The sequence below is a fragment of the Winogradskyella poriferorum genome (assembly GCF_036553625.1).
In the GTDB taxonomy this organism is placed as follows: Bacteria; Bacteroidota; Bacteroidia; order Flavobacteriales; family Flavobacteriaceae; genus Winogradskyella; species Winogradskyella poriferorum.
In genome coordinates this window covers 79,270-102,157 of sequence record NZ_JAZHOU010000004.1, presented here as the reverse complement: position 1 = coordinate 102,157, position 22,888 = coordinate 79,270, and the positions used below count along the sequence as shown (strand labels likewise).

The following is a 22,888-nucleotide window of genomic DNA, read 5'->3' as shown; positions in this document are numbered from 1 at the left end:
TTTATAGTTTTTCTTTTATCAAATATTTCAACTATTCTGAAACTAACCATACTAATTAGAGATTCCCATTTCTAATCCTCTCAGTTCTGCTAGTCCCTTCATTCTTCCTATAAGTGAATATCCAGGATACTGTTCTTTTTGACCTTCTATAGAAAATAGAAAGCCATGATCTGGTCGCATTGGTAAGCTAACTTTACGTTTTTCCATTAGCTTTAAAATCTCTGTCATGACAGACTTCATCTGAACATCTCCATCTAAATGGGCTGATTCCCTAAAAACATCCTTATTTTCTCGTTTTACATTTCTTAAGTGTAAAAAGTGAATACGCTTACCAAATAGCTTTATAATCTTCATTAAATCGTTATCTGGATGAGCACCTAAAGAACCCGTACAAAAACAAAGTCCGTTAGCAACTGAAGGAACAGCGTCAAAAATCTGTTGAAGATCGCTAGTTTGTGATACAACACGTGGTAAACCCATTACAGAAAAAGGAGGATCATCAGGGTGAATGGCTAACTTAATACCTAAATCTTCAGCTACTGGGACAACTTCTTTTAAAAAATAAATGAGATGATCTCTGAGTGAAGAATCATCAATATCCTTATAGTTGTCTAAAAGTGCCAATATTTCTTTAGCTGTAAAATTTTCTGTACTTCCTGGAAGTCCCAATAATACATTTCTAAATAATTGTTCTTTTTCACTATCGGTAAGGTTTTGTCCGTATTGAAGCGCAACCTCAATTTCCTCTTCTGAATAACTTTCTGTACTTCCTGGTCTTTTCAAGAGAAATACGTCAAAATAAATGAACGCTTTATGGTCGTATAGTAAAGCTCTTGTTCCGTCTGCATTTACATACGCATGATTGGTACGAACCCAATCTAGTATAGGCATAAAATTATAAGTCACCACATAAATACCACAAGTGGCTAAATTTTTAAGGCTGGTCTTATAATTATCAATATGAATCTTGAAATCTCCTTTCTGTCGTTTGATATCTTCACTTACTGGAAGACTTTCCACAACGGCCCATTCCATTCCTTCATCACGAATTTCCTGCTGACGTTTTTTTATGTCATCAACAGTCCAAATATCTCCAACAGGGATATGATGTAATGCTGTAACTATGCCTTTTACATCACATTGTCTAATATCTCGAAGACTAATTTTGTCTTGTGGACCGAACCAACGCATAGTATGTAACATCTGATATTTCATAAACTAAAAACCAATGGAATTACCACCATCAACACACATGGTAACACCAGTTACAAATTTGGCTTCATTGCTAGCAAAAAAGAAAACAGCATCTGCAATATCTTCTGGCTCACCCATTTTACCCATTGGTGTACGAGAAAATACTTTATTTTTTCTTTCAGGATCTGAGTTAAGTGCTTCTGCAGTCATTGGAGTTTTTATAAAACCTGGTGCAACACAATTTACTCTAACTCCGTACTGGGCAAGGTCGACAGCCATAGAGCGCGTCATACCCTCAATAGCTGTTTTACTAGCCGTGTAGGCAATTACCTTTGGAATACCATACTGAGCTGCCATTGAGCTTATATTTACTATATTTCCTCCTCCACTATTCTTCATCACCTTTACAACTTCTCTAGATATCGAAAAAACACTCTTCATATTGGTATGAATGATTTTATCGAATTCTTCATCAGTAACCTCAATAAATTCCTTTTTCATATTAATTCCGGCATTATTAACCAAAACATCAATATGTCCTTCGGTTTCTGCTATTTGACTAATCATTTCAGGTATTTTATCTAACTGATCAAGGTCAAATACGATTGGTTTTGCCAATTCACCTATTTCTTCGCAGGCCTTAGCTGTTTTCTCTTGGTTTCTACCAATTATATAAGTAGTATAACCATTATCGCAGAATTTTTTGGCCGTGGCATAGCCCAGACCAGAATTACCGCCAGTTACGATTGCCGTTTTGTTTCTCATTAAAATTGATATTGATTACCATCTTGGCCTTATACCTGGCGCATATGGATATGTCATTGATTTATATTCTTCTAATGTTTTACCTGGTTTTGGCACACCATTAGGAATTGGTTTTCCTGAAAATTCTTGAAAATAAGATAAGGATGCATCTCTCCACCACTTTGCTTCTTTTAATTGAATGGAAAGCAACATTTTCACTTCCTTAAAACGTTCCTCATCTATATATGGTTTCATTTGCTCCCAAGTGCTTATCATTTTTTTTACTTGGTTAACACCTTCTTGATATTTTAGCGCAAGGGCATCCCAAAGTATGTTTCCATCTTTCATTTTATAATCCCAAGACAAATGATGAAACCAAAGTAATAGTTTTTCTGGTGTAGTTGCAGGTTCATTAAAATTTTTCGCCACCGTTTCTTCATATTGGGAAACGGCATTAGTACCTGTTTCGCTTCGGTTAAAACCTATACCTTCTTTGTCTGCTTTATGATAATAAGTAGGGTTCCATTCTGGTCTAGAAAGATCATTTACCCAAGGTCCTGGTCCATAATGATGACCTGTAGCCATTAAATGATGAAGACCAAGTGGAGTCATGTAATTGACAACAGCCTCTCTAGATTCCATAAGCATAGGAATCATTGTATCAAGAAAATTAGGATTTGTACTAAAAGTTAACTTTAACCATTCTTCTGCAATTTCTTCTGCTGACAAATAAGGATTCCATGCCAAACGCCCATAACCATACCAATTTGCTTGAGCGAATGGATGACCTGTCCAATTTATATCCGTGCCGACATTAGATACACCTGCCATTCCAGTTATTGATTTATTATGAAGTGAGCCATCAATAACTTTAGCTACTGTTGACCCCTCACCTTCACGATAGGTATCAGCTTTCAAAACTTCTTCATATAATTTTGGAAGAAAAACCATATGTGTACTAAACCCAAGATATTCTTGAGTAATTTGAAACTCCATCATAAGAGGAGTCTTAGGCATAGCACCAAACATAGGATGAAAAGGCTCTCTAGGCTGAAAATCTATAGCACCGTTTTTTACTTGTATTATTACGTTATCACGAAATTGACCATCGTAAGGCACAAATTCACTGTAGGCTTGTTTTGCTCTATCGGTAGGGTCGTGTTCTGAGTATACAAAAGCCCTCCACATGATAACACCACCAAAAGGAGCAACGGCATCTGCCAACATATTAGCTCCATCTGCATGATTACGACCATAATTTTGTGGACCTGGTTGCCCTTCTGAATTAGCTTTAACCAAAAAGCCGCCAAAATCTGGTATTTCTTTATAAATCTCTGCTGTTTTTGTTGCCCACCAATTCTTTACATTCTCATCAAGAGGATCAGCTGTTTCTAGCCCTCCTATTTCTATTGGTGCAGAAAAGCGTGCTGTTAGATAAACTTTAATCCCATATGGTCTAAAAACATCAGCTAGAGCTTTTACTTTTTCAATATATCTAGGCTCTAATACCAAAGCGTTGGCATTAACATTAGTTAAAACTGTACCATTTATACCTATACTTGCGTTGGCCCTTGCGTAGTCTTCATATCTAGGGTCTATATACTCTGGAAGCTTATGCCAGTTCCATATGGAAAACCCTGCATAACCACGCTCTACAGTTCTATCTAAATTATCCCAATGATTTAGCAGCCGTATATCTGTTTTAGGACTTTCGATAATATTGAGACGAGACAAATCATTTTGCATTTGCATCTGTTTCAACAATTCAAAAGTTCCATAGAGTAATCCTATTTCAGAATTTCCTGCTATAATAATTTTATAATTATCATTGATTTTTACATACTTAATACTAAACCCCTCTTCACCAATACTCGCCCAATCTTGAGGAACATTTTTTTCTAATTGCTTTGGATAGTTCTCTTTATTTACAATTATTAGCTTAGCTTTTAAATGGTCATTCTCCCAAAGAACTTTTTTATTGAACATGCCTTTCGAGGCTCTAAGAAGTTCGTTTTTAATTACTACTAAAGTCTCACTTTCTCCACTAATATTAATTTTATTAAAATATTGACTGTAATTTTCACGAATCTCACTATCATTTATATAGCTGTAACGCAACCAAAGATCATATCCATTTTCGGCATTTAGAGAAATTGAAGGAACTAGAATAAAACTTAAGATTAGTAAAGCGTGATAACGCACTATTAAGTTTCTTAGAAAAATACTCATTTTAGACATTAAAGTGAATAAATTATCTCTACAAATTAGAGACTTTTATTCGTTTATTATTCCAAATATAAACTTTTAGATTAAAAATAATGCAATCGGTTGCGTAAATTTAGTTTAATTTTATTTGATATATTAAATTTTACTAGAATCAACTGTTGATCTAGCTCGTGACACCTTGTGTTAAATTATAAGAAAAATGTGAAATGAAATCTTTTAAAAATAAAAAAGCCTTTCAAAAAATGAAAGGCTTTTTGTACACAAGATTGACCTATTATCGAACCAAAATTTAAAAATATTTATAAGACTTATGGAAGAGTAAATTGAAATATTCTTCATGTAAATGAACTTTATTAAATATGTGATGAAACAATCGCAAGCTTTATAATTTAGTTCATTCTTTAGGCCATTTTAGTTTTTATATTTAATGGATAAACTTTTGACTGACGTTAAACGGTGATGCTGGTTTCTTGTAATATTAATCTTCTAAAATTTAGTTTGAACTTAATTCTTTGTATTTATCTAGATTTCAAATAATTGAAAACTTAATAGAATTATGCATTTATACTAATTTAATTATTTTTTAAGTTTTTCTCTAGGCGTCTCTATTTAAATAATATATTTCGATATATAAATTACTTGTAAAAATCTATTCTACGGTTATTACAAACTATTCTATCTTCTGTTTAAAACAATTAACCAACATACCATAAAGTTCAGGATGTTTTCTTTTGAGTAAATCTGGTCGCTCAAAAAAATATTCTGATGCAACCGCAAAGAATTCTGCTTGGTTAGTACCACCATATTTACGAATGTCTGAATGGTTGTCGTTAATTGCTTCGATTTCCTTATGGATTAGATTTAACCACGGTATGGCATATTGGTGCTGCAATAATCGTTCTGGCACACCATCTGTTCTGTCATCAAGTTTATCTATTAGGTGTATAAATTCGTGGATACCAGTATTGTTTTTATCACTCTTATTTTTAAAACCGTGATATAATGCCTTTTTAGACAAAATCATTTGCTTTTCAAATCGACCGTTGCCAACAATTCCACCAATATTACGTGATTTATCCCTACTTCCAAATTGCATATCCTCATTAAAATTGTCTGGATATAAGAGAATTCCGCTTAAATTGGTGTAGTGCCATTCTTTAAAGCCAAACACAGGAATCACTGCACTCGCAGCGATTAAAATTTTATCGAGCTCTTCCAATTCTAATTTCACACCATCAATATAGACTTCACTAAGAAATTGCATCATTCGCTGTTGAAAAACCTTTTGCTTCTCTTGTGAAAGGTTGCTATAATAATGTACATTCTCTAATAATAGCCCGTGCCAGCGTTCTGGAAATGGTTTAATGCTATGACGTTGCGCTTTTCTATAAAAATGAATCGCAAATAGAAGAATTACAACCGAAATTAAAATGTAATCCATATTAAACTAAAGAGTATTAATCTACAGCTTCTGCCTTGAAGCCCACTTTTTGCAATGTGGCTTTTACATCTTCTTCTGAAGCACCATTGCTTTTTATTGTTAGAATTTTATCTGGGTTTACAGTATCCACTTCCCAGCTTTCAACACCTTCCTGATTATTTAAGAATGGTGTTACCTTTGATACACAACCGCCGCAATTGATGTTTGTTTTAAATTTTAAAGTTTTCATTTTGTTTTAATTTATAATTAATATTAAAGTTTTACCCTTTTTAACCTTAAGCTATTTGCAACTACAGAGACACTACTAAATGCCATTGCTGCACCTGCAATCATTGGGTCTAATAAAAAGCCATTTATAGGGTATAGCACGCCTGCCGCTATCGGAATACCAATAATATTATAAATGAATGCCCAAAACAGGTTTTGACGGATGCCCAGTACCGTTTTTTTTGATAGTGCCAATGCTTTCGGAATGGATTGTAAATCTGAGGTTATCAATGTCATTTTTGCAACATCCATCGCAATATCGGACCCCTTGCCCATCGCGATACTTACATCGGCTTGCGCCAAGGCGTGGGAATCATTGATGCCATCGCCTACCATAGCTACTATTTTACCATCAGACTGCAATTTTTTCACAAAGTTTGCTTTATCCGAAGGCATTACTTCCCCTTGGAAATTTGCTATTCCCACTTGTTGGGCTACGGCTGATGCTGTCTTATTATTATCACCTGTGAGCATATAGACATCAATGTCCCTTTCCTGAAGTGTTGCAATGGCTATTTTTGAAGTTTCCTTTATTTTGTCTGCAATAGCAAGTATCGCCAATACATCTATTTCATTACCAAAGAATATGACGGTTTTTGCTTGCTCTTCAAGACTTTCTGCTGTTTGCATCAAGGAAGCATCAATTTGTATATTCTTCTCAAGCATTAGTTTATGGTTTCCAACATAGTATTGTGAGCCATTCTCTTTTTTAGCCTGCACACCTTTACCCGTAATACTTTCAAAAGAAGCAATTTCAACTTTTTCAATATTTTCTTCTTTAAAATGATTAACAACTGCTTCCGCCAAGGGGTGTTCAGATTGGGCTTCTATTGCTAAAAGCAACTGTTTAAATTTATTTTTATTTTCAAGTGTACGCTTCCAATGTATATCGGTCACCAATGGTTTTCCCTCGGTAATAGTGCCAGTTTTATCAAGGATGATAGCATTAACTTTATGACCGAGTTCTAAACTCTCGGCATCTTTTATAAGGACATTATTTTCGGCACCTTTTCCAATTCCCACCATAATAGCAGTAGGTGTAGCCAACCCTAAGGCGCAAGGACAGGCAATGACCAATACAGCGACCGAAGTCAATAAAGCTTGAGAAAACGCATTATCACCTCCCATAGACATCCAGACGATGAAGGTAACAATGGATATCCCCAATACGATGGGAACAAATATTCCAGCAATTTTATCGACCAGTTTTTGTACGGGTGCTTTGCTACCCTGTGCCTCCTGTACCATTTTTATGATTCGGGAAAGCAGGGTTTCACCTCCAACTTTTTCTGCAGTAAATTGAAAACTACCTTTTTGATTGACAGTACCAGCAAATACCTTCTCTTCTCTGGACTTTTGTACTGGAACAGGTTCACCCGTAATCATACTTTCGTCTACATACGAGCTTCCTTTAGTAACTTCCCCATCTACGGGAATCTTTTCTCCAGGACGGACTAAAATAGTTTGACCTACTTGTACAGCAGAAATAGGAATTTCTTTTTCTTCCCCATTATCAATAACTTTAAGCGTTTTAGGTTGTAATCCCATTAATTTTTTAATGGCCGAAGAAGTATTCGATTTGGCCTTTTCTTCCAGTAATTTCCCCAAAGAAATAAAGGTGATAATCACTGTCGCCGCTTCGTAATAAACGTGTGGCTCAATAGCACGATTTAACCAAAATTCCGGAAATATGGTGTTGAACACACTAAACAAAAATGCAATGCCCGTACTTAAAGCCACCAAAGTATCCATATTCGCCTTGCCACGTTTGGCCTGTTTGAAAGCATTGATAAAAAAACTACGCCCAAACCAAAAAAGAATAGGAATAGCCAATACCAAAGAAATCCACTTACCAGGTTCCCATTGCATAAAGAACATTCCAAGTACGAAGATGGGTAGCGTCAGAATAGCTGACCAAATGGTACGGTTTTTAATGTCTTGGTAATGCTTTTGCTGAAGCTCTTGTTGTGCTTCCACTGGGTCTTCTGCATCGATAATGATATCATAGCCCACTTCACGCAGTGCGTTCTGAAGTTTTTCTTCAGAAATGGTTTCATCGTAATCGACTAAAACCGAATTGCTGGCAAAATTTACGATGGCCTTGTTTACGCCATCGGTATGGGAAAGAATCGACTCAACACTGCTGGCACAGGCGGCACAGGTCATACCCGTAACTGGAAAGGATTTTTTTATGCCTGTTTTTTGTTCTTTGGGTTTGGTGTCGAATATATTGGTTGCCTCCATTTACTAATCCGTTTTGTATTTAACAAATTTCGGAATAGAACACGGGAAAGCTGTTACGTTATTCGCTGAAAGAGTTGTAAAATTTGCTCATTCATTTTCTTTTATTAGTTGGTTTCTAATACCTTTTTAAATTGAATTATTAAATATACCAACTATGCTTTTAAAACATTTTCTCTATGCGCTTTTTTTGTATGTTAACTCCAAGTCATTCTTTGCAATCTGACCGCATTTAAAATAGCTAATAACGCCACCCCAACATCGGCAAATACGGCTTCCCACATCGTAGCCAAACCACCAGCGCCGAGGATAAGAACAACTACCTTTACCCCAAATGCCAGACCGATGTTTTGCCAGACAATCCTACGGGTGGAACGACCGATTTTGACCGCTCTCGCTATCTTGCTCGGTTGGTCAGTCTGGATGATAACATCTGCCGTTTCGATGGCCACATCACTACCCAAACCACCCATTGCGATACCTACATCGCTTGCAGCAAGTACGGGCGCATCATTGATACCGTCGCCCATAAAGGCTATAGTCGTATCAGGTTGTTTTTTGAGTTTCTCGACTTCGTTCAGTTTATCTTCTGGTAGCAGACCGCCTTTCGCCCAATCTATATTCAGCTCTTCAGACACCTGTTGGGTAATGGAATCCTTGTCGCCCGAGAGCATTATGATTTTGGAAATGCCAGCTTCACGAATTTGCTTTATGGCTTGGTGGGCATCTTCCTTCAGTTCATCGGCAATCGTCACATATTCGGCAAACTTTCCGTCGATGGCTACCATTACTATGGATTCGACTATGGTATCGGTCTCAGAGGGAACTTCGATTCCGTTGGAAACCATCAAAGCTTTATTGCCCACCAATACCTGCTTTCCGTTGACCGTACCTTTCAATCCTTTTCCAGCAACTTCGGAAACTTCGGTCGCTTCCAACTCTGCACCATCGGCCTTATATTCCAGAACTGCCTTTGCAATGGGATGGGTGGATTGCTCTTCCATAGCCATCAAGTACTGCATAAATTCCGCTTCCCCTTCGACTGCGCTCAGGGCAGGCGCAAAACTATTTTTGGTTACCACTTTCTTAATCTTGAAAACCCCTTTGGTCACGGTACCCGTTTTGTCCATTACCACGGTGTTCACCTTGGTCATCGCATCGAGAAAGGATGCACCCTTAAATAAAATTCCATTACGGGATGCTGCACCGAGACCACCGAAATAGCCCAAGGGAATGGATATGACCAAGGCACAGGGACAGGAAATTACCAAGAAAATCAGAGCGCGGTAGAGCCAATCCCTAAACACATAATCGTCCACGAAGAAATACGGCAAAAACGTCAGTCCGATGGCAAGGAAAACCACGATGGGTGTATAAATTCTGGCGAATTTTCTAATGAACAGTTCCGTCTTCGATTTTCGGGCGGTAGCGTTCTGAACCATATCCAAGATTCGCGCGATGGAACTGTCCTTAAATTCTTTGGTCGTTTTTACTTCGATTACGCCGTCAAGATTGATACTTCCGGCATACACTTTATCATCTTTTGCGACGGTGTCAGGCTTGCTTTCACCAGTAATGGCAGCTGTGTTCAATGATGCTTTTTCTGAAAGTAAAATGCCGTCCAAGGGGATTTTTTCGCCTACGCGAACCTGAATTGTTTCACCAATCTCGACCGTTTCCGGATTGACTGAAACAAAATCCCCATTTCTATAAACCAATGCTTCATCGGGTCGTGCATCCAAGAGTGCCTTTATATTCCCCTTCGCCCGATTAACAGCAGCATTTTGGAACAGTTCGCCCACCGCATAAAATAGCATTACGGCCACACCTTCGGGATATTCACCTATGGCAAATGCCCCCAGAGTCGCAATGGACATCAAGAAAAATTCCGTAAAGAAATCACCCTTCCTAATACTGTTCCAGCCCTCTTTGATAACAGGAAAACCAACGGGAATGTAAGCTACAGTGTACCAAACAATCCGAACCCAATCCTTGAAGAATGGGAACGCATCAAAATAATCTATGGCAATGCCTGTAATCAGCAATACAAAACTGAAAATAGCGGGCAGGTAGGTGTTAAATGAACTACTATCACCGTGGTCGTGATTATGACCATCATCGTGACTATGCTCTTCTTCCGAATTATGCTTTAAGTCTTTTAAATTTACTTTCTTTTTTTTCATAAGATTTTAAAATTCAAAGTTGCGATAATAGAGGATGCAACGGAAGTGCATTTATTGTCCGCTGCACTTGTCACAAATACCCTTCAAAACCAAATTGGCATCCTCTGCCACAAAGCCTTCCGGCAGGTTGATATGTGGAATCTTATGTTCGGTCAGGCAAATGGTCTCATCGCAGCTATTACAATGGAAATGCAGGTGCAAATCCTGTTCAAGTTCACAATTGCAACCTTTTTCGCAAAGTGCGTATTTGGCAATTCCTGTCCCATCGTCTATTTGATGTACCACACCCTTTTGTTCAAAAGTTTTAAGGGTCCTGAAAAGGGTAGTTCGGTCCGCTTTCGTGAAAGCAGTCTCGATATCGGTCAGCGAGGTAGCCACTTCTTTTTCTGCCAAATATTTATAAATCAATAACCGCATCGCCGTGGGGCGAACACCATTATCAGTAAGTCTTTGTTCTATTTCTTTCATTTTATGATTGTATTTATTAATGTCCGTGTTCTTCCGATTCGCCTTTCTTCATTTCTGCCATCAAATAGTAGCCATTGTTATAGGCATATTTTGTATTCGGTTCTTGTTCGCTCAAAAAATCAATGGCAATCCAATCGCCATCGTGGGTGCCTTTGGTGACTTCAATGGGTCTGAACGACCAATCATCACCTTCCTTTTCGGCCGAGAATACAAAGAATCGTTCACCATCGGCTGCTATGGCAGTTTCTGGCATCGCCTTTGTCTGGGTATTTTCAGTTTGGATGCGCCCCTGAATGTACATCCCGGGAATCAGGTTGCCTTCCTTGTTCTCGATTTCAGCGTGAACGTGAATGGCCTTCGGGTTTTGTTCAAAGGTCTTTCCTACGGAATAGATTTCGGCAGTTAGTTCCTTTCCCGGAATCGACTGTACATTGAAAACCACTTTTTGCCCTTCTTTCACCTTATAGACATCCTTTTCAAAAACCATCAAATCTGCGTGTACGTGGTGGGTATCCACAATTTCCATTAAGTCGGTCTGCGGATCCACGTATTGGCCAGTTTTTATGGCAACTTTTTCCACAAACCCTTCGATGGGACTTCTAAGTGCCACCCGTTGATATATAGTGCCGTTCCGCACACCGGATGCGCTGATGCTCAATTGTTGCAGTTGAGCTTCGAGACCGTTGACCTTGCTTCGGGATGCCTGGTATTCGGCTTCGGTCTTTTGAAAGTTTGCACCGCTGCCCACGCCTGCATCATACAATGTTTTTTGCCGTTCGTATTCTTTCTTGAGAAACTGGCTATTGCTGAACGCATCAAGATAATCGGTCTGTTTTTCGATGATATTGGGGTGTGACAAATAGGCGACGGTCTGCCCCTTGCTGACCTTATCGCCCTCAATGACCTCGATGGAAACCACGTTGGCACCCACTACCGTTGTGACGGTGGCCTCGTTTTGTGGTGGGACTTCCAACTGTCCGTTGGCTTCCATATAGCCGCTCATATTCCGCATTTTCAGGGTGTCGATTTCCATTTGCAGTGCATCGAACTGTTTGGCCGTGAGCATTACTTCCTTGGCTTCGCCCTCGGAATGCGCTTTTTCCGTTTCCGGATTGTCTTTGTTATTCTCTGCGGATTCTTTTTTGGAATCGCCACAAGCGGTCAACGCCAAAAGCATCGCCAACAAACCAATAACTATGTATTTTGATAATTTCTTCATTTTATTGCTTGAAATATTGTAGTTCGAAAACTGATTTTAGATAATTGTCGAGAGCGTTCAGCGCATCCATTTCCGTCTGTATGGCATCCCTAATAATTTGGGTAAAAGCGGCGTAATCCACGGCACCTTCCTTATAGGCCAGCAATGCGCCTTGTCTCTGTTCCTCAGCAAGCGGTAAAGCTTTGTCTTTATAGAATTGCCAAGATGCTTCCCATTTTTGATAGGTTTCTACCGCTTGTCGGTATTCCGATTGCAGTTGACGTTTGGTAAAGTTTGCATTGGCTTTTGCGATTTCACTTTCCAATTTGGCAGCTTTGACCTGACTGCGTTCGGCACGAGAAAACAGCGGAAGAGATATTCCCGCCTGATAGGTGTAGAATCCGCTACTGCCATTCACCCGTTGCAATCCGCCCTGAAGGTTGAAATTGGGCAACAAATCGGAACGTTCAGCTTTGTAGCTGGCTTGGGCTTCATCAATCCGCTTTTGCGAAAGTTCCAGTTCGGGATGGGTTTCTATGGTTGATGGAATTCCCAGTACTGCCACTTCGCTACCATCCAACGAATCGGGAACGGTATAGAACGTGTCGGAAACCAACCAAAGATTGAGCTTCTGTAGGGCAATGGCGTAATCACTTTCGGCCTGTTGCAGTTTGTTGCTGATTTGCAATGCCTGATTGGTCGCCGATGAATATTCCAAGCGTGAAATAGCCTCTACCTTGTAGTTCAGTTCAATGGCCTTTTCAAACTGCGAGTAGATGGAATCCAGTTCACGGTAGAGTTCATATTTCTGCCGTTGCTGATAGGCCTGTGACCACACTTTTTTGACTTCCTGTGCCACTTGCAATGCGGTAAGGTCAAGTGCGGTTTCCGCCAAGGCGATACGCTGTTTTTGCAACCGCTTCTTTGAACCGATACCGAACAGGTTGATGTTCTGCTGGCCTACACCAACTATTGTATAAATACCTTGACCTTCTGAAATTTCCTCACCGCCCGTAAATACTTGGGTATTACCCAAATCATAGGCAGTACCTTTCAGAGCATTCTGCTTTTGAATTTCCAGCCGTTTTGTTATCAATAGCGGATAGTTTTCTTTGGATATTTCTACGGCCTGTTCCAATGAAACAACGGGTAATGTATCGTTCTGATGAACTTGCTGCGCTTCTACTTCCGCGAAAGCAAAAAAGAAACATACCACCACAGAAGCGGTTACGATTTTCGGATTGACCTTTATTTTGCGTTCCGAACGTTTTTCTACCCATTGATAGAAAATGGGAAGAATGAATAGGGTCAATAAGGTGGATGTAATTAATCCACCTATAACGACCGTCGCCAATGGTCGCTGAACTTCTGCCCCTGCGGATGCGGAAATGGCCATAGGCAGAAAACCGAGAATATCGGTAAAGGCCGTGAGCATAATGGGGCGTACCCTTCTTTTTGTTCCTTCAACGATTCGCTCTTTTAGGTTGGTAACGCCTTCCTCTTTCAGTTCGTTGAGTCCGCTAATCATTACCAAACCGTTCAGTACGGCAACCCCGAAAAGCACGATAAAGCCAACCCCTGCGGAAATACTGAAGGGCATATCCCTGAGCCAGAGAGCGAACACACCGCCTATGGTCGCCATTGGGATGGCCAGATATATCATCAAGGTCTGCGGAAAGGATTTTAGGGCAAAGTAAATCAGGATGAATATGAGCAACAGTGCAATGGGAACTACGGTCTGCAAACGGTCGCTGGCCCTTTCCAGATTTTCAAAGGCACCACCATAACGGATAAAATAACCTGGGGGGTAAATCCAAGTTGGCATCCAGTTTCTCTTTAATCTCATTGACCAGCGATTCCACATCACGACCACGTACATTAACGCCTACATAGGTTCTGCGATTGGTATTGTCCCTGCTTATCTGCATCGGTCCTGGTGTGTATTCGATGGCTGCCAGTTCTTGAAGTGGAATTTGTGAACCGTTCGGTAGATTGATATAGAGATTACGGATATCGTTGATATCGCTGCGGTTCTGCTCATCGAGCCTGACCACCAAATCAAAACGCTTTTCACCTTCAAAAATGACCCCTGCATACCCACCTGCGAAAGCGGATTGCACCATCGTATTGAGTTGATCGATGCTCACGCCGTATTGGGCCAGTTTGTTGCGATTGTACTTTATCGTCATCTGCGGTAAGCCCGAAGTGGCTTCTGCCCGCATATCGCCTATACCTTCAGTACCTGCGATAATTTTGGTAATCTCGTCCGCTTTGGACGCAAGCACATTGATATCCTCACCATATATTTTAATCGCAATATCCTCACGGATGCCTTCCAATAGCTCATTAAACCGCATTTCGATGGGTTGCGTAAATTCATAATTGACACCAGGTATAGTGCTCACCGCATCCTTCATCTTCTCAATAAGTTCATATTTGGATTCGGCAGACACCCATTCGTCCTGCGGTTTCAGTATTACGAATACATCGGCAAAGTCCATCGGCATAGGGTCGGTAGGCACTTCCGCAACACCGATACGGCTGACTATTTTTTCCACTTCGGGAAATTCGGCCTTTACGATGCGTTCTATTTTTGTGGTGGTCTCGATGGTCTCGCTCAATGAACTTCCGGGTTTCAAAATAGCGTGGAAGGCAATATCGCCCTCGTCCAATTGCGGTATGAACTCACCACCCATTTTGGTAAACGTGAAGATGGCCACGGCAAAGATGGCCACCGCAATACTAACGACCCATTTTCCTTTTTCCAAGACGTTTAACAATAGGGGCTCATACTTGCGTTGTACCCAATGTACAAAACGGTCGCCCCACGATTTCTTTTCCTTTTTTGGCGGTTTCAGGAACAAGGCGGACATCATCGGCACATAGGTCAGACATAGTACCATTGCACCAATCATCGCAAAGATGAACGTGAGTGCCATAGGCTGGAACATCTTCCCCTCGACGCCTTCAAGTGCAAGGATGGGTAAGAAAACAATTAAAATTATCAACTGCCCGAAGAAGGCAGCGTTCATCATTTTTTTGGATGCATCGGCTGCAATTTCGTCACGGTCTTTCTTATCCAAAGATTTCTTTTTAAGCACATAACTGGCCATAAGAAATACACTCGCTTCCACGATAATGACCGCCCCATCTACGATAATACCAAAGTCGATTGCCCCCAAGCTCATCAGGTTCGCCCATACGTCAAAAACATTCATTAGGATAAAGGCAAACAATAGGGATAGGGGAATGGTCGATGCCACAATCAGTCCGCCACGCCAGTTCCCCAAAAGAAAGACCAGTACAAAAATCACGATGAGCGCGCCTTCCAGAAGATTGTTGCGTACCGTGCCTGTGGTCTCACTGATGAGTTTACTTCTATCCAACAAGGGTTCGATGACCACGCCTTCGGGAAGTGATTTCTGGATTTCGGCCATCCTATCCTTAACGCGGACAATGACTTCGTTTGAGTTTGCGCCTTTGAGCATCATTACCAGTCCACCGACGACCTCGCCTTCGCCATCCTGCGTTAATGCCCCATAGCGAACGGCGGAACCGAAGCGTACATCGGCCACATCGTTTACGGTGATGGGCACACCATTTTCATTTTTAATAACGATTTTCTTGATGTCATTGAGGTTACGTACCAAACCTTCACCCCGAATGAAGTTGGCCTGGTGGTTCTTTTCGATGTAGGCGCCACCCGTATTCTTATTGTTTGCTTCCAAGGCTTTAAATACATCGGTAATGGTAAGCCCGATAGACTTCAATTCGTTGGGGTCAACGGCCACTTCGTATTGTTTAATCTTTCCACCTATCGCATTGATTTCAACGACGCCAGGCACCATCGCCATTTGTCGTTGTACAATCCAATCCTGCATCGTGCGTAGGTCGGCAAGGGAATATTTGTCCTGAAACTTAGGCTCGACCTTTAAGGTGTATTGGTACACCTCGCCCAAACCTGTTGAGATGGGTCCCATAGAAGGTTGACCGAGTTCTTCAGGAATCTGTTCGCGCACTTCGGTAAGTTTCTCGGAAACTAGCTGACGGGGCAGATAGGTTCCCATATCATCGTCAAAAACTACCGTTACCACGGAAAGTCCAAATCGCGAAATCGAACGTATTTCCTTGACATCGGGCAGGTTGCTCATCGCCACTTCCACGGGATAGGTCACAAACTGCTCTATATCCTCTGTGCCCAAATTGGGCGATTGCGTGATGACCTGTACCTGATTGTTGGTAATATCTGGTACGGCATCTATGGGAACTTGGGTCATACTATAAATCCCAGCACCAATGAGTGCCAATGTGAGCAGACCGATAATAAATTTGTTATTGATTGAAAAATCAATGATTCTGTTAATCATAGATTTAGGTGTTAATTCAGTTAAAAATGAAATTGTGCTTTCCCTTCGACTGCACTCTGGACAGGCGCACAAGCGAAATACACCGTTTGAAGTTTTCTAAAGCTGAAAACCTCAAAACTTGATATAGCTATCCTATAAAACTGAATTAAACCTGCGGGGGCTGAAAGAGAGAGTGATAAAAGTTACTTTCAAGACTATCAAGATGGTTGAAAGACTCTTTTGGCACTTCGGGTTGATAAGGTTTGAATGAAGGTAAACTAAAACTTATCGTGTGAACGTGACAACAATGACAATGACAAAAAGGCGAACAAAGTTCACAGTCTTCATCGTGTTCCCCATTATAGTCAACAACAGAAACTACCTGAGAATCATCAATACTCTTATCTATATCACTACAAGGTACTGTATTGAGTGTTAGAAAGTAAATTGATAATATAAGCGTTATGAATTTCACAATACAAATATAAAAATATTTTTGTGCAACTGTGTTGCAAAATTATAATGCTTTTAGCAACAACTTTTATTATTTTGAATTGGTGGACAAGCAATTGTTCCATACGAACAATAAACACAACAATCACCTTCTTTTGGTCGTAATACTTTTTTACAATTCTCACACTCGTAAAAGAATTGACAGGATTCTGTTGGCATTTGCTCTACTTTTTTGTGTCCGCAGTTTGGGCAAGTTATTTCTGATTTTAACTGGACTTCCATTAGTTTTCCTTTTTGTTGGTTACTTTATAACCTGTTGCGTTAATTGCTTTCTCGATTTCCGTTTCATTGGTTTTGGTTTTGTCAAACTCAACGATTGCATTTCCGTTTTCGTAGGATGCTTTTGAACGTACAATTCCATTAAGTTTGTTTATTTCGTGGTTTACGTGTTCTTCACAACCCGTGCAGGTCATCCCGCTGATTTTAAATTCAGTGGTTTTAATGTCTGATTTGTCAACTATGATTATTTGCTTTTCTGTATTTGGATAAAAAATCCCTGAATAGTATGGGAAAGCCAACATTATTATAGCAAGTAGAGTTACTGTTCCTAAAAAGGTTTTTGATTGAATAAATTTAGGCCTTCCTGCCTTACCGGCAGGCAGGTCATCTGTCTCACATTCACAGTCAATTTCTTTTTGGGGTTTTAGTTTTTGATACCAAGCAAAACCAAGCACCAAAATCGTTAGCCCTACTAAATAAGGTCTGAAAGGTTCTATCCAAGAGAAAGTTGAGGCAATTCCGCTTATGCCAGCAATCAATGCCAAAACTGGGGTTATGCAGCATATTGATGCCGCTATTGCTGAAATTATTCCAGTGTACGCTACTGTATTTGATGATTTTTCCATATTCATTCTATGCTACTTTTTTGTTTTCTTTAAGCCTGCCGAAAATTCCTTCCAATACCTCGCTTGAATCTTTGACCAAAGAGTAATACAACGTTTGACCATCTCGTCTCGAAGAAATCAATCCGGCATCCTTCATCTTTCGAATGTGTTGTGAAATTGCTGGGACACTCATTTGCAGTATATCTGAAAAATCACAAGGACAAAGCTCACCTTCCTCGTTTAGCAGGAAAAGTATCTTCAGTCTGGTCTCATTACCTGCCAGGGCCAGTACCTTGCCGACACTAATGATTAATTCTGAGGTTGTATTCAAAATGTTACGACAACGCATCAACTGCTTCTGGTCTGCCTCGGCACGGGTGCAACTTAATTCAAGAGCCATAATTAAAATTTTAGCAAATTTATACTTATATTATTATTTAAGCAAATACTTAAATAAAAAAAGCTAACACATCATTCAAATTAACTATAACTTAAAATCTCAAATGTTATATTCTAAAAGTAAATGTAGTTTTTGGGAAAAAATCAATCTACCATTCTCGTTAAGAATCTTTTGCAGGCTAGCAATCAATTTTTTTGAATTCATCAACCTCTAAAAGAAAAAAGATTTTCAACCTCTAAAGCCTTTCCCTAATTGGAAAGATTATTTAAGGTAAATCCTTTTTCTTTTAATCGATGATGTATACTTAAGTTCTTAATCGTTTAGATTCTTTGTTTCCTCGGTAAGTGAACCTTCAAATTTGGGAATTGGGCGATTCTTTCTCTCCTCTTCTGTTTCCACTATTCCATTTTCCTTGATGTCATTGATTAACCATTGCATTTCCATTATTTCCCTACGTTGCGCCTTGATGATTTCATCGGCAAGTTTCCTTACCCTGACATCTTTTATTTTAGAACGTTCGCTAGTTAAAATAGCTATAGAGTGATGGGGTATCATTCCTTCCATATAGTCAACACCAGTAACTGTTATTTGACTTCGAACTAGCCAAATCCCCCCTGCAATCAATAAAACCCCTAGACTCAAAATCATAATATTCTTGTTTCTCTCTTTGTACATATTTAACATATACAGAAGCATAATAATGACCATCGACCCACCCATAATCAGGGTCATAAAAAAACGGGTCTCACTGTACCAGAAATGGTCAATAATCTGATACGAGTGTGTGTACATCAAAAAGAACATCGCAATCATTGAGGTGCCAATCATTGCGAAAAATTTTAAATAATTATTTGGCTTTTTTTCGTTGTTTTCCATAGTTTATATTTTTGGTTATTTTAATTAGTTTAATTTATTAAAATTAAGATTTATACAAAACAAGTATTTGCTACATTAGGTAATACTTTAACTCTTTTAAAACACTAATCGATTTTACCACATAAAAGTGGCATTGAACTCTCAATATCCTAAAATTCATCAAGCGATTTTCTGTTCTTATCTCTATTATTTTTAAACTGTGTAGGTGTCATTCCCGTAACTTTTTTAAACTGATTACTTAAGTAAGCAACACTACTATAGTTTAACATAAAAGCTATTTCACTTAAGGTTAACTCGTCATAAACGATGAGTTCTTTAACACGCTCAATTTTTTGGTTAATGATAAACTGTTCAAAAGTGATACTCTCTACTGATGAAAAAAGTGAGCTTAAATATTTATAGTCCAGGCGCAATTTTTCACTAATAAAGTCTGCCCATTTAATGTTCAAATCTTCTGATGAGTAATAAATTTTGTCTACCACTAAGGTTTTCATCTGTTCTATAAGCTGACTTCTACGGTCGTTGATTAGACTGAATCCAACATCTTGTAGTGCTTTGGAAAATTTGTTTTTATTTTCCACGCTTAAAGATTTTGTTAATTCAACTTCTCCCAATTTTATTGAGCTATATGGTATCTTCAGTTCTTGCAACATATTAGATACCGCAGAGATACATCGTGGACATACCATATTTTTTATGTGAACTTTATAACTCATTTTTTAAAACAACTTTAACCCTGCTTTTGAAAGTGAATAGTAATACGCTGCAATAGCGGCAATAATAAATATGATGATTAGTGCCAATACTCCAATAATTCTATCTTTTTTAGTGATATTGTTCTTGGTTCGGTGTTTATTTCTTTCAGCTTTTCTCCTATTTCTTCTACTCTCACTCATCATCGCTCTTCTTACCATTGCATATATTTCTTTATGGGACTCTTATTTAAGGCTGACCTATTCTATGGTCTCCCTTACTTCACCACATTTTAACATTGCTTCTCCGTAATACGGATTGCGAATTTCTTCTTCAAGGCTTAACCAATAGGCACCTTTATTGTTATCTGCCATAGGGCAATACTCGCTAAAGACTTTTTGGTTTACGCCAAAAAGTTGCACAGCACTTATCATATGTGCAGAAAGGTGCTTAAAATGTCCTCTTTGTGCCGCTATATCTGAATTGTTTTCAATAGCATTTGCAGAATTTTTTACCTCTTTTTGGATTGTCATCCAATGGTTATGTGCTTCTTCATCGGACAATAATTTCATATTTACTTTTGCTAAATTCTGACTTATTTTCTTTGCAGCAGTTTGTGCTTCTTCAGAGTTGTCATCAACTAGAGCATCCTTTAATAGAATATAGCCATCAAAAACCTCTTTTAATTGGCTCTGAAATTTATTAGGAACTTCAATTCTCTTGTTCATCTCTGAATGATTGGTGCTGTTCATCTTTTCCCCTGAACCGTCATTTTGCATTCCTAGATGGCCTTCGTGTCCTGTCATAGTTTTTCCCCCTTCAGCATTCATCATTGATTTTTTGCCTTGCAATTGTGCTGCTGCATCTACAGTGAATGTTCCATTTGTCACTACTTCATCACCATTTGCAAGTCCCTCAAGAATGGTATAACTCTCACCATTGGTATTACCCAATAAAACTTCTCTCATTTCGAAGACAGGTTCGTTCGGTTTTGTTTTAACATAAACTACAGACCGTTTTCCTGTCCACAAAACAGCGGTAGCAGGAACGGTTACTGCACTTTTAGAACCCGATTGAATGCCTTCAATGGTACCTTCAACGAACATTCCTGGTTTAAACTTGTCTTTTATATTATTTAATACAGCTCTTACAACTATAGTTCTAGTCGCTGAATTTAATAGCGGGTCAATGAATGAAATTTTTGCATCAAAAACTTCATTACGGTAGGCGTTTGTCGTTATTTTAATAGTCTGACCTTCTCTTAATAATGCAATTTGATTTTCATAAGCATCAAATTCTGCCCAAACGGTATTAAAGTTTGCAATCTTATATAGTGGTTGACCTTGCTTTACATAGTCGCCTTCTTCTACCATCTTATGAGTGACTGTTCCAGAAACCGTGGCGAATACGGGAAAATATTCTTGCACTTTTCCAGCAGATTCAATAGCGTTAATCTGTTTCTCTGAAAGTTTCCATAGTTTAAGTTTATTTCTTACGGCCTTATAAAGTTCTGGTTGCGATTCTTTAAGTGAGGACGCCGTTAGTAGTTCTTGTTGTGCAGCAACTAATTCTGGTGAATAGATAGTAGCCAAACGTTGTCCTGCACCTACACGTTCTCCTGTAGAATTAACGTATAATTGCTCTATTCTACCACCAAAGTAGGTAACTTGTACCGCATTAGATTCTTCATTGGGCCTAATCTTACCCGATAGCTTTAATGAGTTATCACCCATTTGTCCCTGCCCTACAACTGAGGTTTGAATATTAGCCAAAGCCATAGCATTTTCTGTCATTTTAATCTCATTAGCATTGAGACCATCTGTGCCTGCTTCTGCTGGTATTAAATCCATTCCGCAAATAGGGCAATCTCCTGGTTCCGGTTGCATAATCTGTGGGTGCATCGAACAAGTCCACATTTGGTTAGTAGCGATTTCCTCTGAGTGGTTGTGACCATCCAAAACTGTGTTTGTTGCTGTATCAGCAGAACCTCTACCGAAAATTAGATAGCCACCAAACAGGCCAACAATTACCGCAACACTTATGTAAATAATGTTTTTATTCATAATATTACTTTTTTGTTCTCTTATTTATTTTTCTAATTGTAGGTGATGATGTATACCAAAGTAAAAAACCACTCAATACTGTTATTAATCCCAACAATGAGAATGCTCTTAAAACAATGGTATTAAAATTATCTCGTCCTTGATAATCCATAGTATGTGTCATCCATAAAAAATCGAACCAACGCCAATCTCGGTGGCGAACTGTTTGAAACGCTCCATTTTTAATTGCCACATAAACTTTAAGATTTTCATCAGTTTTGTATGAAATCTCATAAGCTGGCAGAGGTCTTCCCCTATATTCGTGGTGGTCGCTTACTGCTTCAATTCTCTGTATTTTATCTATTTTTAAATCTGATAACATATAACGCTCAGCTACTTTGATTGCTTCTTGTTTGGTAATTTCATTCTTTTTATTACCTGAAACAGCATTGTACAAGTTGTTTTCATTTATCCAATAATAAGGTTCACCAGCTATTTCCAAGAGTTCTAAGTTTTTAATTGGCTCCTCTAAGTTTAGTTGAGCAGTACCTAAAAGGTTATTGAAGGACGTTTGTTTAGGTATCTCTTTCTTAAACTGGTCTCCGTGGATATCATCAATATCTGTCCAACTAAAATACAGACCACTAATCGTCCACATTAGGAATTGAATCCCAATAAAAAGACCTAAATACCTATGTGCCTTTCTAATTTTAAGTGCTGTTTTTCTACCTACCATTAACAACTACTTTTTGTTTCTTGATGAAGAATGTGTTTTAATAATTTTCCATTGGCCATCTATTTTCTTTAGAATTGAGGTTGCTACTCCTTTTTTCTTAATAGTTCGTGACTTACCTGTTTCGTCTGGATTTAATACGATGGTGTAAACATAGGTTTCTGTAGTAAATGCGTAGGGTGCATCTACTTTCACATCGATTTTATAATCTGAAAAAGTAAAACTTTTAAAGTGCCCCAGTTCTGGACCTAGATGGTGTTTTATGTAATGCTCATAGGTACCCTCAATACCGCCTGATTCATATACCTCGGAATCTTTTGCAAACAACTCAAATGTGCCTTTGGTAGTGAGATTTTGCAATGCATCTTTGTACGATTTCATTATTTTTAGAACAGCTTCTTTATCTGTTGTACTCCCTGCATTTTGGCTAAAGATTTGGCCAGTGGTAAACAGAAGTAGTATTAAGGTTGTTGCTAGTTTAAGTGTTTTCATAATTTTA

19 protein-coding genes and 1 pseudogene are annotated in these 22,888 nt (G+C 38.9%); all 20 read right to left on the bottom strand.

What is annotated here, in order from left to right; translation table 11 throughout:
• Positions 1–51: 51 nt before the first annotated feature.
• The 20 genes and pseudogenes from uxuA to V1468_RS12415 all read right to left on the bottom strand — a co-directional run bounded on the left by uxuA (position 52) and on the right by V1468_RS12415 (position 22,881).
• A complete protein-coding gene (gene uxuA / locus V1468_RS12510) occupies positions 52–1,215 on the bottom strand; it encodes a mannonate dehydratase (protein WP_331810563.1) in 1,164 nt (387 codons plus the stop codon).
• A gap of 3 nt (positions 1,216–1,218) precedes the next feature.
• The gene (locus tag V1468_RS12505; RefSeq protein ID WP_331810562.1) at positions 1,219–1,959 is read right to left on the bottom strand and encodes an SDR family NAD(P)-dependent oxidoreductase; all 741 of its coding nucleotides are present in this window, start codon (positions 1,957–1,959) and stop codon (positions 1,219–1,221) included.
• Positions 1,960–1,974: 15 nt separating this feature from the next.
• The gene (locus V1468_RS12500) at positions 1,975–4,167 is read right to left on the bottom strand and encodes an alpha-glucuronidase family glycosyl hydrolase (RefSeq protein ID WP_331810561.1); all 2,193 of its coding nucleotides are present in this window, start codon (positions 4,165–4,167) and stop codon (positions 1,975–1,977) included.
• 667 nt (positions 4,168–4,834) lie between these two features.
• Positions 4,835–5,605, bottom strand: coding sequence for a M90 family metallopeptidase (locus V1468_RS12495; protein ID WP_331810560.1), 771 nt, complete (start codon positions 5,603–5,605; stop codon positions 4,835–4,837).
• A 16-nt stretch (positions 5,606–5,621) separates the two neighbouring features.
• Positions 5,622–5,834, bottom strand: a complete 213-nt coding sequence (locus tag V1468_RS12490) for a heavy-metal-associated domain-containing protein (protein WP_331810559.1) — start codon at positions 5,832–5,834, stop codon at positions 5,622–5,624.
• 23 nt (positions 5,835–5,857) lie between these two features.
• Complete coding sequence (locus tag V1468_RS12485) at positions 5,858–8,116, bottom strand: heavy metal translocating P-type ATPase (RefSeq protein ID WP_331810558.1); 2,259 nt, start codon at positions 8,114–8,116, stop codon at positions 5,858–5,860.
• Positions 8,117–8,310: 194 nt separating this feature from the next.
• A complete protein-coding gene (locus V1468_RS12480; protein WP_331810557.1) occupies positions 8,311–10,296 on the bottom strand; it encodes a heavy metal translocating P-type ATPase in 1,986 nt (661 codons plus the stop codon).
• A gap of 51 nt (positions 10,297–10,347) precedes the next feature.
• The gene (locus V1468_RS12475; protein WP_331810556.1) at positions 10,348–10,764 is read right to left on the bottom strand and encodes a Fur family transcriptional regulator; all 417 of its coding nucleotides are present in this window, start codon (positions 10,762–10,764) and stop codon (positions 10,348–10,350) included.
• A gap of 16 nt (positions 10,765–10,780) precedes the next feature.
• Positions 10,781–11,983, bottom strand: a complete 1,203-nt coding sequence (locus V1468_RS12470) for an efflux RND transporter periplasmic adaptor subunit (protein WP_331810555.1) — start codon at positions 11,981–11,983, stop codon at positions 10,781–10,783.
• A 1-nt stretch (position 11,984) separates the two neighbouring features.
• Positions 11,985–16,329, bottom strand: a pseudogene (locus V1468_RS12465) (CusA/CzcA family heavy metal efflux RND transporter).
• A gap of 145 nt (positions 16,330–16,474) precedes the next feature.
• A complete protein-coding gene (locus V1468_RS12460; RefSeq protein WP_331810554.1) occupies positions 16,475–16,783 on the bottom strand; it encodes a DUF6660 family protein in 309 nt (102 codons plus the stop codon).
• A gap of 53 nt (positions 16,784–16,836) precedes the next feature.
• Positions 16,837–17,043 carry a GDCCVxC domain-containing (seleno)protein gene (locus V1468_RS12455; RefSeq protein ID WP_273420621.1) on the bottom strand — a complete coding sequence of 69 codons (207 nt, stop codon included), beginning with the start codon at positions 17,041–17,043 and terminating at the stop codon, positions 16,837–16,839.
• A complete protein-coding gene (gene merTP / locus V1468_RS12450; protein WP_331810553.1) occupies positions 17,043–17,672 on the bottom strand; it encodes a mercuric transport protein MerTP in 630 nt (209 codons plus the stop codon). Before merTP ends, V1468_RS12455 begins: the two co-directional genes overlap by 1 nt.
• 1 nt (position 17,673) lies before the next feature.
• Positions 17,674–18,045: an ArsR/SmtB family transcription factor gene (locus V1468_RS12445; RefSeq protein WP_273420625.1), complete on the bottom strand. Its 372-nt coding sequence runs from the start codon at positions 18,043–18,045 to the stop codon at positions 17,674–17,676.
• A 312-nt stretch (positions 18,046–18,357) separates the two neighbouring features.
• Positions 18,358–18,921: a DUF305 domain-containing protein gene (locus tag V1468_RS12440; protein WP_331810552.1), complete on the bottom strand. Its 564-nt coding sequence runs from the start codon at positions 18,919–18,921 to the stop codon at positions 18,358–18,360.
• A gap of 149 nt (positions 18,922–19,070) precedes the next feature.
• Complete coding sequence (locus V1468_RS12435) at positions 19,071–19,637, bottom strand: helix-turn-helix domain-containing protein (RefSeq protein WP_331810551.1); 567 nt, start codon at positions 19,635–19,637, stop codon at positions 19,071–19,073.
• A gap of 3 nt (positions 19,638–19,640) precedes the next feature.
• Positions 19,641–19,835 (bottom strand): hypothetical protein, encoded by a 195-nt coding sequence (locus tag V1468_RS12430; protein WP_331810550.1) that lies wholly within the window; start codon positions 19,833–19,835, stop codon positions 19,641–19,643.
• A 39-nt stretch (positions 19,836–19,874) separates the two neighbouring features.
• Positions 19,875–21,677, bottom strand: coding sequence for an efflux RND transporter periplasmic adaptor subunit (locus tag V1468_RS12425; protein WP_331810549.1), 1,803 nt, complete (start codon positions 21,675–21,677; stop codon positions 19,875–19,877).
• A gap of 4 nt (positions 21,678–21,681) precedes the next feature.
• Positions 21,682–22,392: a PepSY domain-containing protein gene (locus tag V1468_RS12420; protein ID WP_331810548.1), complete on the bottom strand. Its 711-nt coding sequence runs from the start codon at positions 22,390–22,392 to the stop codon at positions 21,682–21,684.
• 6 nt (positions 22,393–22,398) lie between these two features.
• Entirely contained in the window at positions 22,399–22,881 is a 483-nt protein-coding gene (locus V1468_RS12415) for a YybH family protein (RefSeq protein ID WP_331810547.1), read from the bottom strand.
• Positions 22,882–22,888 lie beyond the last annotated feature (7 nt).